This window comes from Hymenobacter sp. UYAg731, assembly GCF_054061335.1.
On the sequence record NZ_JBSSEC010000006.1, the window covers coordinates 93,629 to 106,609 of the forward strand.

Consider the following 12,981-nt stretch of genomic DNA (forward strand, 5'->3'; position numbering starts at 1 on the left):
TCGGCCGCATGTGCCCTGTACTACCGCGCCGGCCGAAAGGTTAGCGTGAATGCCTTGCCGGAGGTGGTTTCGGCACTGCGCAACGCCTTTTGGCCCGAAGCTATTCGGGAGAAATTTGCCTAAAACAGCTCGGCCGCTACCCGCCGGATGCTTTCCGACTTGCCCATGGAGTAGTAGTGCAGGCAGGGCACGCCGTGGGCCATGAGCTCGCGGCTCTGGTTGAGGCACCACTCGATGCCGATGGCGCGGGCCGCTTCGTTGTCGCGGCACTGGCTGATGGCTTCCACCAGCGGCTCGGGCAGGTTGAGGAAAAAAGTCCGTGGCAGCATGGTGAGCTGGCTTTTGGTCGTCAGCGGTTTCAGGCCGGGGATGATGGGCACGGTGATGCCGGCGTCGCGGCAGGCTTTTTCAAACTTGAAAAACTCTTCGTTATCGAAGAACATCTGGGTCACGATGTATTCGGCCCCCCGGTCCACCTTGTGCTTGAGGAAACGGATGTCGGAGGCGTAGTTGGACGCTTCGAAATGCTTTTCGGGGTAGCCGGCCGTGCCGATGCAGAAGTTGGTGGCCCAGGTATCATCCTGTTCCTCATCCAGGTATTCGCCCTTGTTCAGGTTTGCCACCTGGCCGATGAGGTCGCAGGCGTAGGCGTGCCCGTCGGGTTCAGGCTTGAAATGGCCTTCCGATTTGATGGGGTCGCCGCGCAGGGCCAGGATGGAATCGATGCCCAGAAAGTGCAGGTCAATCAGCGCGTTCTCGGTTTCCTCCTTCGTGAAACCGCCGCAGATGAGGTGGGGCACGGTGTCCACGTCGAAGCGGTTTTTGATGGCCGCGCAAATGCCCACCGTGCCGGGGCGGCGGCGCACGGTTTTCTTCTCCAGCAGGCCGTTGGGATGGTGGCGGTACACGTACTCTTCGCGGTGATACGTCACGTCGATGAACGGCGGCTTAAACTCCATCAGCGGCTCGATATTCGAGAACAGCGTGTGGATATTTTCGCCCTTTTTAGGTGGTAGCACCTCGAAGGAAAAGAGGGTTTTGCCGTTGGCCTGGGCGAGGTGGTCGGTAACTTTCATGGATAGTAGCGCGGACTTTATAGTCCGCGCCTGGAAGCGTGAGGTCGGTATATTCTTTCAGTTGTCGTTCAACTCGCGGACTACAAAGTCCGCGCTACTGTTTCGGCTCGTAGTTCAGATTGGGCATCAGCCAGCGCTCCAGCTCTTTGAGCGGCATGTGCTTGCGCTGCGCAATGTCGGCCACCTGGTCCACGCCAATGCGACCGAGGCCAAAATACCGCGAATCCGGGTGCGCGTAGTACATGCCGCTCACCGAAGAGGCCGGGTACATGGCCAGGTTTTCGGTGAGAATAATGCCGGTTTTGCCCTCCGCGTCGAGCAGGTTAAACAACGTGATTTTCTCGGTGTGGTCGGGGCAGCCGGGGTAGCCGGGGGCGGGGCGCACGCCGCGGTACTTCTCCTGCACCAACTCCTCGCCGGTGAGGTGCTCGTCGGGCGCGTAGCCCCAGAACTCGCGGCGCACCCGCTCGTGCAGGCGCTCGGCGAAGGCCTCGGCCAGGCGGTCGGCCAGGGCCTTTACCATGATGCTAGAGTAGTCGTCATGGTCGGCGTCGTACTGCTCGATGAGCTTTTCGATGCCGATGCCGGCCGTGACGGCAAACCCGCCCAAGTAGTCGGCCCGGCTGGTTTCCTTCGGAGCCAGGAAATCGGAAAAGGCGATGTTGGGGATTTTCGGACCTTTCTCGCCCTGCTGACGCAGCGTGAAAAACTCGCTGGCGACGGTTTCGCGCGAATCGTCGGCGTAGATTTCGATGGTGTCGTAGTCCTTGGTATTGGCAGGCCAGAAGCCCAGCACGGCGCGGGCCGTGAGCAGCTTGCCATCGATGATTTTGGTGAGCATGGCCTGTGCATCGGCAAACAGCTTGGTGGCCGCTTCGCCCAGGTTTTCATCGGTGAGAATGCGCGGGTAGCGGCCTTTCAGCTCCCAGGTGTGGAAGAAGGGCGTCCAGTCGATGTAGCGGGCCAGCTCGGCGAGGTCGTAGTCTGCGAGCACTTTGGTGCCGAGAAAGCTGGGCTTGGTGATGGCAACCGTGTTCCAGTCCGACTGCACGCCGTTGGCGCGGGCGGCCTCGATGGATAGGTAGCGTTTGTCGCGCTGACGGCTGGCGTAGTCGGCGCGCAGGGCGGCGTAGTCGTCGGCCACGGTCTGGGCGTAGGCCTTTTCGCCCGAGCCGAGCAGGCCGGCCGCCACGCCCACCGAACGCGAGGCATCGTTGACGTGGACCACCGCGCCGCTGTACGACGGCGCGATTTTCACGGCCGTGTGCAGGCGCGAAGTCGTGGCCCCGCCGATGAGCAGCGGGATTTTCAGGCCGCGCTTTTCCATGGCCTGGGCCACGTACACCATCTCATCAAGTGAGGGCGTGATGAGGCCGGAGAGCCCAATAACGTCCACGTTTTGCTTCTGGGCTTCGTCGAGAATCTTCTCCAGCGGCACCATCACGCCGAGGTCCACGATGTCGAAATTGTTGCAGGCCAGCACCACGCCCACAATGTTCTTGCCGATGTCATGCACATCGCCTTTCACGGTGGCCATCAGGATTTTGCCGGCCGTCTGGCGTTCCGAGCCCTGCTTGTCGGCCAAGAGGTACGGCTCCAGGTAGGCCACGGCTTTCTTCATCACGCGGGCCGATTTCACCACCTGCGGCAGGAACATTTTGCCGGCCCCGAACAGGTCGCCCACCACGTTCATGCCGGCCATCAATGGCCCTTCGATTACCTCCAGCGGCCGGTTCACCTGCTGGCGTACTTCCTCGGTATCCTCGTCGATAAACTCGGTAATGCCCTTCACCAGCGCGTGTTGCAGGCGCTCCCACACGGGGAGGCTGCGCCACTCGTCGGCCACTACTTCGGCCTTGTCCTTCTGCTTCACCGTATCGGCGAATTCCACGAGGCGCTCGGTGGCATCGTCACGACGATTCAGCAGCACGTCTTCGGCCAGCTCCAGTAGTTTGGGCTCGATTTCGTCGTATACGCCGAGCTGGCCGGGGTTCACGATGCCCATGTCCAGCCCCGCCCGGATGGCGTGGTAGAGGAAGGCCGTGTGCATGGCCTCGCGCACCAAATCATTGCCCCGGAAGGAGAAGCTGATGTTGCTGATGCCGCCGCTGGTGAGCGCGCCGGGCAGGTTGCCTTTAATCCAGCGTACGGCCTCGATGAAGTCGATGGCGTAGTTGCGGTGCTCGTCCATACCCGTGCCCACGGTCAGGATGTTGGGGTCGAAAATGATGTCGGAGGGGTCGAAACCCACTTCCTTCGTCAGGATATCGTAGCTGCGCTGGCAGATTTCCTTGCGGCGTTCCAGCGAGTCGGCCTGGCCGTTTTCGTCGAAGGCCATCACCACCACGGCGGCCCCGTACTGGCGCACGGTGTGGGCCCGTTCGCGGAAGGCTTCCTCGCCCTCTTTCAGCGAAATCGAGTTCACGATGCTCTTGCCCTGTACGCATTTCAGGCCGGCTTCCAGCACGCTCCACTTCGAGGAGTCAATCATCACCGGCACCCGCGCAATGTCGGGTTCCGAGGCGATGAGGTGCAGGAACGTCGTCATCACCTGCTCCGAATCGAGCATGCCCTCATCCATGTTGATGTCGAGGACCTGCGCGCCTTCCTCCACTTGTAGGCGGGCCACGGCCAGGGCTTCCTCATACGCGCCGGTGCGAATGAGGCGGGCAAAAGCGCGCGAACCGGTCACGTTGCAGCGCTCGCCCACGTTCACGAACAGGCTTTCCTTAGTGATGCCGAAGGGCTCCAGACCGCTCAGGCGGGTGGCCGGCGGAATTTTGGTGGGTAGCTGGCGGGGCTGGTATTTCTCGGCCAGCTTGCTCAATTCGGCAATATGCTGCGGGGTCGTGCCACAGCAGCCGCCCACCACCGTCACGATGCCTTCCTTCAGATAATCTTCTACCAGCGCGGCAAATTCTTCCGCCGATTCGTCGTAGCCACCGAAGGCGTTGGGCAGGCCGGCGTTGGGGTAGGCCGAGATGTGGACGTCGGAAATGCGGCTCAACTCCTGCACGTACTGGCGGAGCTGGTCGGCCCCGAGGGCGCAGTTCAGGCCCACGCTCAGCAGCGGCAGGTGCCGAATCGAGTTCCAGAAAGCCTCCACCGTCTGCCCCGAAAGCGTGCGGCCCGATGCGTCCGTAATCGTGCCCGAAATCATGACGGGCACCACGCGGCCGCCTTCGTCGAAGAACTTCTGCACGGCGTAGAGCGCCGCTTTGGCGTTCAGCGTGTCGAAAATAGTTTCGATGAGCAGCGTGTCCACGCCGCCGTCCACGAGGCCGCGCACCTGCTCCAGGTAAGCGGTAGCCAGCTCATCAAACGTCACGGCGCGGAAGCCGGGCCGGTTGACGTCGGGCGAGAGCGAGGCGGTGCGGTTGGTGGGGCCGACCGCGCCGGCCACGAAGCGCGGCCGCTCCGGCGTGGCATACTCATCGGCGGCCTCGCGGGCCAGTCGGGCCGACTCGTAGTTCAGCTCATACACGACGTGCTCCAGACCGTAGTCGGCCTGCGCGATGGTGGTGCCCGAGAAGGTGTTGGTTTCCACCATATCGGCCCCGGCGGCAAAGTATTCGGCGTGAATGCCCTTGATGATGTCGGGCCGGGTCAGGCTGAGCAGGTCGTTGTTGCCGCGCAACGGCTTGGGATGGTCGGCGAAGCGGGTGCCCCGGAAATCCTCCTCCGTGAGCGGGTGGCGCTGAATCATGGTGCCCATCGCGCCATCGAGAATCAGCAGGCGCTGGCGGAGCAGCTCGGGGAGGCGGTAGCGCGAAGCGAAAGCTTCGCGTTCCGGAGAAATAGTGGGCAGGGTAGGGGCGGAAACGGACATTTCTTTCTGGGTCGATATAGCAGCGTAAGGGCGCATATCCAGAAAGAAACCCGGGCGCAAGCGTCCGGTTCCGGCTGTCATCTTCTTTCACCAAAAACGGCGGTGAAACGGGAGTTGGCACCTACTCGTGGTAGGTTGCCAAGACGTCATCGGGCCCGGTCCCTCGGTCTTTCTGGATAGCAGCGTAGGACGAAGATACAACGGAACGGGCGTTGCGGCGCAAGCCAACGCAGGCGTTGTGAGCGCACCGTTAGGCCGGCTGCGCGGTCCCGGGCCAGGCGTTCGCCGGGATGCAAAGGGCGGGCGGCGGGCTTTTCGCCGACGGTTAGCTGCGGTACCGATTTGCCCAACCGCGTCGTTACTTGTTTTCAACAACGAACTTTCAACCCCTGTATGAACGCACGAATCTGCCTCCGCGAGCAGGAAACCTTATCCGACGACTGGTTTACCCTGCGCAAAATCACCTTCGACTACCAACGCAAAAACGGTACCTGGGAAACCCAATCGCGCGAGGCCTACGACCGGGGTAACGGGGCCGTTATCCTACTGCACGACCCCGCCACCGACCACGTCATCCTGACCCGGCAGTTCCGCCTGCCCACCTTCGTGAACGGCAACCCCACGGGCATGCTCATCGAAGCCTGTGCCGGCCTGCTCGATGACGAGCACCCGGACGCGGCCATCATCCGCGAAACGGAGGAGGAAACCGGTTACCGCCTCACCCACGTTGAGAAGGTGATGGAGGCCTTCATGAGCCCCGGCTCGGTCACGGAGCGCCTGTTTTTCTACCTGGCCGAATACTCGGCGGCCACCGAGCAGCACGCCGGCGGTGGCATCGAGGAAGAGGAAATCGAGGTGCTCGAAATGCCGCTGCCGGAAGCCCTGGCGCTGGTGAAAACGGGCGAAATCCAGGACGGCAAAACCATTATGCTGCTGCAACACCTGCGGTTGCGGCAGCTAACGGCGTAGCGTAGCCCGACAAGTCGGTGCCGACTTCGGGAGGTGCGGAAAGGCACCCCGACAAGTTGGGGCCGGGTTTTGGAGTGCCGGAAGGCCATCCCAACAAGTCGGGAGTGGGTTTTGGATTGCTGGAAGGGCATCCCGCCTTATCGGGGTCGGCTTTTGGGACTTCAGAAGAGCATCCCGCCTCGGTGGGATAGCCTTCCGGAGTTGCGAAAGCGGCTCCCGCCTTGTTGAGGACGGGTTCTGGATAGCGGCTACCGAGCTACAACCCCCATGCCGGCCATGCGCTGCCCGCCGCAAACACGGCCGGTTCCGGCGGCAGCTCCAGAAACGCGGTGGCCCCTACCAGCCCCATCATGTCGCCGGAACCGCCCACGCGGAGGGGCGTAGCCAGGCGGCGGCCCTCGGCGTCCACGGTCAGGCGCACGGGCACGAAGTGCGTGAGCTGGGGTTTGAAGGCGATATCAACCGTGAGCACGGCCGGCGCGGGCGCTTCAATAGTGGCGGCCGTTTCGGCCGCACCCTCGGGCTGCTGCACGGCGCGCAGCCAGGGCCGTACGTAGCGGCAGGCCGTGATGAAGGTGGACACCGGGTTGCCGGGCAGCCCAAACACCACCGGCCCGCTGGCCCGCGCCCCAAACCAGAGCGGCTTGCCGGGCCGCTGCTGCACTTCGTGGAAGATTTCCTCAACGTGCAGCTCGCGCAGCAGGCCCGGCAGGTGGTCGGCGCGGCCCTTGCTCACGGCCCCGCTCAGCACCACGGCATCGAAGCCGGCGGCCAGGATATTGGTGAGGCCCACGCGCAATTCCTCCACGTTATCGGAGAGGTGAAACAGCGAAACATCGGCCCCCATCTGCGCAAACAGCGCTTGCAGAGCATACACATTGGAGCGCCGAATCTGGTGGGCCAGGGGCGTGGCGCTGATGCCCACCAGCTCGTCGCCGGTGCTCACCACGGCCACACGGGGCGCGCGGAGCACGGCTATTTCAGCCGCGCCCACGGTGGCGGCCACGGCCAGTTCGGCGGGGCCGAGGCGGGTGCCGGTCAGCAGCAAGGCATCGCCGGCGCGGCGGTCAGCAGCCTGGTGGTGAATGTTGACGCCGGACGCAGCGGGCGGCGGAATTTGGATGCGGGCGCGGTTGTCGTGCAGCAGAATGTCTTCGTAGCGAATCACCGCATCGGCCCCGGGCGGCAGCACTGCGCCGGTCATCACCTCCACGGCCTGCTGCGGGCCGGGCAGCGGGCGGGCGGGCTCGCCAGCGTACTGGGTGTGGGCAATGTCGAATTCCGACTGACCCCCGGCCCAGGCGGCGAAGCTCACCGCAATGCCATCCATCGCCACCCGGTTGAATGGCGGAAAGTCGCGGTCGGCCGTGAGGGTTTCGGCCAGGATGCGGCCGGCGGCGTGGGGCAGGGCCACGGTTTCAGCGGGCAGCGGGTGGGCAGTGGCGAGGACGCGGGCGGTGGCTTCGGCGGGGGTGAGCATGGGGGGAAGGTTGTAAAAATTACATCGAAAAGCACGTCATGCAGAGCGCAGCGAAGCATCTTTATTGCAGTAGTAATTCTAGTCGGAAGAGTTAGTATTGAGGTAAAGATGCTTCGCTGCGCTCTGCATGACGTTCAATTAGCGCCCTACGGAATGAGCCGGTCCTCGCGCAGCTTCGCAAATAAATCGAAAAACGAGTCCTCCGTGGGCTGGAACACGGTGAAGCCCCGCTTGCGGCTGTTGGCCATGTCCGTCATCACCTCAATGGGCCGGCCCAGGTCCAAATCGGTGTGCCAGGGCGAGGCAAGGCGGCTCAAATCGGCTTCGGCCAAGCTGTTTTTGGTGGCAATTTCGCGCCACAGGTCGGCATCGCCGGCCATCTCCGTTTCCAGTGGGTGAATGGTGCCATCGAAGCCCATGGCCGCCACGCCAAACCACTCGGCCAGGCGGCCCCACAGCTGGCTCCAGCGAAAAACGTCGCCGTTCACCACGTTGTAGGCCTCATTGCGGGCGGCCTCGGTGGTGGCGGCCCACACCAGTTGCTTGGCGATGACGCGGGCATCGGTCACATCCGACAAGCCTTCCCATTGCGCCCGCGAGCCGGGCCAGCGGAACGGCCGCCCCGTGGCCTTGCAGATGCTGGCGTACACGGCCAGCGTGGTGCCCAGGTTCATCAGATTACCCACCGCCTTGCCGATGATGGTGTGCGGCCGGTGGATGCTCCAGGTGAAGCCGTCCCGCGCGGCGGCGGCGTACACCTCGTCTTCCTGGGCGTAGTAAAAGTTGTCGAGCGCCAGGCGGGGCTGCGACTCGCGCAGGGGCGTGGGCGGCGGTACGCCACCGCTCACGTAGGCCTCAAACGGCCCCAGGTAGTGCTTCAAACCCGTTACCAAGGCTACGTGCTGCACGGTATGCTTCGGGCCAAGCACGGCCAGCAGGTTGCGTACCATAGCACCGTTCACGCGGATGTTCTCGGCCTCGGTGTCGTTGCGCATCCAGCTGGTGATGAAGACGTGCGTGGGCCGGATTTCGGCCAGGGCGGTTTCGAGGCTGGCCACGTCCATGAGGTCGGCGGCCACGGGTTGCAGGCCGGCAATGTCGGTGCCGGGGCGGCGGGCCAGGCCGTAGGTAGGCCAGTTATGAGCGAGCAGCTCCTGGGCCAGGTTGCTGCCGATGATGCCGCTGGCACCAACGACTAATGCGGTATTGGTCATGATAAAAATCGGGGTGAAATAGGCGGCCCGGTTGGGCCGGCGCGGCGGGTTTCGCCGGGGCGGGCGGGGCGATTTTGGCCCGGTGCCGGGGTGAAAACGGCTGCCCGGCCCAATAGTTTGCGGTAAAACAATAGGAGTAGCGCGGACTTTGTAGTCCGCGCCCCCGCGCCGCCTGGCTGTCGTTCGGATATTTGCTGGGGACGCGGATTACAAAGTCCGCGCTACTATCCATCCAACGATTAGACGCAAATATGCGTCTCTACGCCCTATGCTGACCAAGAATTTCACCCACGTCAACGCCGTCAACCAGCCCACCATGGTGGATGTGGGAGCCAAAATGCCCACCCGTCGCGTGGCCCGAGCCCACTGCCGCGTGGTGCTGGGCGCAGAATTATTGAGCCGCGTGCAGGCCGGCGAAATGCCCTCGCACAAAGGCCCGGTTATCCACACGGCCATCCTGGCGGGCATCATGGGGGCCAAAAAAACGGCCGACCTCATTCCCCTCTGCCACCCGCTGGGGCTGGACGATTGCCACATCACCATCGAGCCTGATGGGGCCGATGCCCTGCGCGTGGTATGCACCGCCGTGGTTACGGGCCGCACCGGCGTGGAAATGGAGGCCCTGACCGGGGCTACTGTGGCCGCCCTCACCATCTACGACATGTGCAAGGCTTTTTCGCATGATATCCGCATCGAAGGCGTGCAGCTCATCGAGAAAACCGGCGGCAAAAAAGACTTTCATCGCGCCGAAAATTCGTAACTTTTACCATGGAAAGTAGCGCAACCTCAACCGTAAAACGGACCAAGCACGCTGCCCTCGCCCGGCCCGACGTGGGCGAATTCGGCCGCCACGAGCTGGCCATTCTGGGTGCGCCCTGCGGCGATATTCAAACGCTGGTAGCCCGGTTGCTGCCGCTGCTGGCCCCGCAATTTCGCGTGGCTTACGTCGATGCCGACCACGCCGCCGCCGGCTCTGCGGCCGCGGAAGAATCGTTGGGTATCGCGGCCAAGCCCGTGCCTTACATCGCCGAAAATGGTCTTTCGGCCGAGCTAGTGGATAAAATCACCTACCGCCAGCTCAACCTGACGCGGGCGCTGGATAAGTTCTCGCAGCCCGAATTGCTGGCCCACGAAAGCGTGGTGCTGGTGAACGGCAACCACTTCCGCGCCCGCCAGCAGGTCGTCATCGTCGACCCGCGCAAGCCGCTCGATAAGAAGCTCGACCGCCTCACCGACGTGCGCCTGATTCTCCTCGCCGAAGGCCAGACGGAGCTGCCCGCCGTGTTGCTGGAACATCTAAGCGCCGCCCCGCTGCCACCCGTGCTGCCGCTGGCCGATACCGCCAGAATCGCGGCCTTCATCCGGCAATGGTACCAGCTGGCGGTGCCGGTGCTGCGCGGCCTCGTGCTGGCCGGCGGCCGCAGCGAGCGTATGCAAACCGACAAGGGCGCGCTACACTACCACGGCCTCGACCAGCGCCAGCACACGGCCGCGCTGCTGGCCGAATTCTGCCCCGATGTGCGCGTGTCCGTGCGCCCCGACCAGGCCGGGGAGCTGCCCGCCGGCCTCACCGCCCTGCCCGATACCTTCCTGAACCTAGGGCCGCTGGGCGGCATCCTCTCCGCCTTGCAGGCCGACCCCAACGCGGCTTGGCTGGTGCTGGCCTGTGACCTGCCCTTCCTCACCCGCCACACGCTGGAATACCTGGTGAGCAACCGGCAGCCTGCCCGGATGGCCACGTCTTTCCGCAGCCCGTGGGATGCGTTTCCCGAGCCGCTGGTTAGCATCTGGGAGCCGCGCAGCTACGGGCAGCTGCTGCGGTTTCTGAGCCTGGGCTACTCCTGCCCGCGCAAGGCGCTCATCAATTCCGACATCGAATTGCTGAGCCCGCCCATGCCCGGCGAATTGCGCAACGTGAACACGCCCGAGGAGCGCACCGCCGCCACGCAGGAGCTGAGCAGTAGCCGGTAGCGTCGTCGGCTCATGCACAGTTGCTGAAAATAACCGCCCGTTCGGCGGTTGTTTTTTTGCCCTACGGTTCAGGCTATTATCCGGTTAGTGGGCGTTCAGGTCTCGCGTTGGCACGTTTTTGAAGGATGCGTCCGCGACACGTCTTATCAACCAACCTTATTTTATCATGAAAAAGACTGCACTTGTTACGGCCGTGCTTTTGGCCACGGCCGCTGTTTCGTCGGCGCAGGCCCAGAGCGTGCGCCTCGGCCTGCGCGCCGGGGCCAACTATTCCAACCTGGCCGGCAACCTTCAGAACCAGGCTACTTACAACAACAAAATCGGTTTCCTGGGCGGCGTGGTGCTGAATGTGCCGCTCATTCAGGACGGCTTTCTGTCGCTCCAGCCCGAAATCCTGTATTCGCAGAAAGGCTTTGAGAACAAGCCTACGGAATACTCGTCGGTATTCGGTACTCAGAAGCGCGAAGGCCGCGTGAACTACAACTACCTCGATGTGCCGGTGCTGCTGAAAGTGCGCGCCTCGGGCCTGATTTTCGAGGCCGGCCCGCAGTATTCCTACCTGCTAAGCGCCAACAACCAAACCAAAACCACGACTACCCCGGCCATTGGCAGCCCCAGCACGGCCGAAACGCAGAATAAAACCGACGTGAGCGGCTTCAACCGCAACGAGCTGGGCTACCTGGCCGGCGTGGGCTACGAAGCCGAAAACGGCCTGAGCCTGAGCCTGCGCTACACCGGAGCCTTCAGCGACTTCGTGAAATCCGACAACAGCACCTACTTCAACGGCGACCTGAAAAACGCCCGCCACTCGGCCTTCCAACTGTCGCTCGGCTACCTGATTCCGAGCAAATAAATGTCAGCCGCAGGCTATTACTGCGCCTTCAACTGCATCAGAAACCCTGGCTGCCGATGGCATGCCAGGGTTTTTAGGGTATATAACCTCTTGTGAAGTACCTTCGTAGCATGAAACGATATCTACCCATCGGCTTCGTAGTGCTTGGATTGGCCGGCTGTTCAAAGGCCACCCCGGACCCTACCCCAAAGCCCACCCCATACACCGTGAGCTGGACGGAAAATGGCAGCGAAACCACCACACAATCCTACCTGACTGGCACGGGTGGCAGCGGCCAAATTCCGGCGCAAACTGTGCGGGTGGGAGGCCGGATTTACGAATCCGGCAGCATCCGAACCGACATCCAGCTGGAGGTACCCGCCGCCGTCGGCACTTATCCTTTTGGGCCTGCTTCGCCCGCTTGGGCCACTTTTGAAAGCGGTTCGGGAAGGTATTACGCGGGAACTGCCCCCGGCCTGACCACCGCCGTAGGCAGTGGCAGTATCACCGTCACCGAATTCACGGGGCATAGTATCAGTGGCACATTTACGTTCACGGGTATCAATTCCAACACCAACACAACCAAGACGATAACCAACGGCAAATTTTACGTGCCGGAATAACAGCAGCACTTTCGCGCCAGACGGCACGATGTGTCAGATTGTCCCACAAAAAAGTCCCGAACTTGTATAAGTCGGGACTTTTTTGTGGGACAATCTGCACTATTGAGCATTGGGAACGGCTATGGATGCGCCGCCACCCATTCGGTCCCGTCCTCATATTCCTCGCGCTTCCAGATGGTGACCACCTGTTTCAGCGTATCGATGATGAACTGGCAGGCGGCGAAGCTCTCGGCGCGGTGCGGCGTGGCCACTGCTACTACCACGGCCACATCGCCGAGCTCCAGCGTGCCTTTGCGATGCACCACGGCTACTTCCTGCAGCATGGGCCACTTTTCGTAGGCCTGCGCCACGACGTGGCCCAGCTGCGTGAGGGCCATGCTGTCGTACGACTCGTAGTGCAGGCGGCGCACCGGCCGGCCGCCCGACTGGTTGCGCACCGTGCCAATGAAGGAGTTGACCGCCCCGGAGGCATCGGTTTGCACGGCCGCGAGGGCGGCGGCGATGTCAATGGGCTGGTCGGTGATGGAGAGGTGGGGAGTCATGCAGGTAGTAGCGCGGACTTTGTAGTCCGCGAGTGGGAACATTGGATGGTTACTTCATGCGCGGACTGCAAAGTCCAAGGTACCTCAGCCGCCGGCCACGGGCGGAATCAACGCAATTTCGTCGGTGGTGTGCAGCGGCGTGTCGGCGCTGGCGTACTCGTTGTTTATGGCCACGGCGCAGCTGCGCAGGTCGCCCAGAGCGGGGTACTGGTGGCGCATTTCGGCCAGCAGCTCGCCCACCGTAGCGGGGGCGGGGGCCGGCAGCTCGATAACCGAAGTACCCACAATTTCGCGGGTAATACCGAAGAGGGCGACTTTTAATGACATATCTTTCGACGTAAATTCTGGGGTGAAAACCGGCCGCTGGCGGCGCTTCGGGCTAAGGCCTGAACACCTTTCCCGCATCCGGGGTTTACCACAAGCCGGCAGTCTTACGTACAGCCGG

General features: G+C 62.8%; 11 protein-coding genes and 1 riboswitch. Of the genes, 5 read left to right on the forward strand and 6 right to left on the reverse strand.

Features of this window, described 5'->3' with window-relative positions; translation table 11 throughout:
* Positions 1-119 precede the first annotated feature (119 nt).
* Both metF and metH read right to left on the reverse strand, forming a co-directional pair.
* A complete protein-coding gene (metF, locus tag ACVWYF_RS18450; protein WP_457070741.1) occupies positions 120-1,076 on the reverse strand; it encodes a methylenetetrahydrofolate reductase [NAD(P)H] in 957 nt (318 codons plus the stop codon).
* A gap of 94 nt (positions 1,077-1,170) precedes the next feature.
* The gene (gene metH, locus ACVWYF_RS18455) at positions 1,171-4,791 is read right to left on the reverse strand and encodes a methionine synthase (RefSeq protein ID WP_457071167.1); all 3,621 of its coding nucleotides are present in this window, start codon (positions 4,789-4,791) and stop codon (positions 1,171-1,173) included.
* Between the two features lie 188 nt (positions 4,792-4,979).
* A riboswitch (SAM riboswitch) is annotated at positions 4,980-5,088 on the reverse strand.
* A gap of 210 nt (positions 5,089-5,298) precedes the next feature.
* On the opposite strand from metH, the gene ACVWYF_RS18460 reads away from it, so the two are divergent.
* Positions 5,299-5,874 (forward strand): NUDIX domain-containing protein, encoded by a 576-nt coding sequence (locus tag ACVWYF_RS18460; RefSeq protein ID WP_457070743.1) that lies wholly within the window; start codon positions 5,299-5,301, stop codon positions 5,872-5,874.
* 256 nt (positions 5,875-6,130) lie between these two features.
* Here ACVWYF_RS18460 and ACVWYF_RS18465 read toward each other — a convergent pair whose 3' ends face one another.
* Together ACVWYF_RS18465 and ACVWYF_RS18470 are read right to left on the reverse strand one after the other, a co-directional pair.
* Positions 6,131-7,354 (reverse strand): molybdopterin molybdotransferase MoeA, encoded by a 1,224-nt coding sequence (locus ACVWYF_RS18465; protein WP_457070745.1) that lies wholly within the window; start codon positions 7,352-7,354, stop codon positions 6,131-6,133.
* 146 nt (positions 7,355-7,500) lie between these two features.
* Entirely contained in the window at positions 7,501-8,568 is a 1,068-nt protein-coding gene (locus tag ACVWYF_RS18470; protein WP_457070747.1) for an SDR family oxidoreductase, read from the reverse strand.
* A gap of 268 nt (positions 8,569-8,836) precedes the next feature.
* Between ACVWYF_RS18470 and moaC the strand changes: the two genes are divergently transcribed.
* From moaC to ACVWYF_RS18490, 4 genes are all read left to right on the forward strand, one after another.
* Positions 8,837-9,328 (forward strand): cyclic pyranopterin monophosphate synthase MoaC, encoded by a 492-nt coding sequence (gene moaC, locus ACVWYF_RS18475; RefSeq protein ID WP_457070749.1) that lies wholly within the window; start codon positions 8,837-8,839, stop codon positions 9,326-9,328.
* A gap of 8 nt (positions 9,329-9,336) precedes the next feature.
* Positions 9,337-10,539: an NTP transferase domain-containing protein gene (locus ACVWYF_RS18480; protein WP_457070751.1), complete on the forward strand. Its 1,203-nt coding sequence runs from the start codon at positions 9,337-9,339 to the stop codon at positions 10,537-10,539.
* A 166-nt stretch (positions 10,540-10,705) separates the two neighbouring features.
* Entirely contained in the window at positions 10,706-11,392 is a 687-nt protein-coding gene (locus tag ACVWYF_RS18485) for a porin family protein (protein WP_457070753.1), read from the forward strand.
* Positions 11,393-11,502: 110 nt separating this feature from the next.
* Positions 11,503-11,994 carry a DUF6252 family protein gene (locus ACVWYF_RS18490; protein ID WP_457070755.1) on the forward strand — a complete coding sequence of 164 codons (492 nt, stop codon included), beginning with the start codon at positions 11,503-11,505 and terminating at the stop codon, positions 11,992-11,994.
* Positions 11,995-12,113: 119 nt separating this feature from the next.
* Here the strand turns inward: ACVWYF_RS18490 and ACVWYF_RS18495 are convergent, their stop codons facing one another.
* Complete coding sequence (locus ACVWYF_RS18495; protein ID WP_457070757.1) at positions 12,114-12,578, reverse strand: molybdenum cofactor biosynthesis protein MoaE; 465 nt, start codon at positions 12,576-12,578, stop codon at positions 12,114-12,116.
* Between the two features lie 42 nt (positions 12,579-12,620).
* Positions 12,621-12,863, reverse strand: coding sequence for a MoaD/ThiS family protein (locus tag ACVWYF_RS18500; RefSeq protein WP_457070759.1), 243 nt, complete (start codon positions 12,861-12,863; stop codon positions 12,621-12,623).
* Positions 12,864-12,981: the final 118 nt, after the last annotated feature.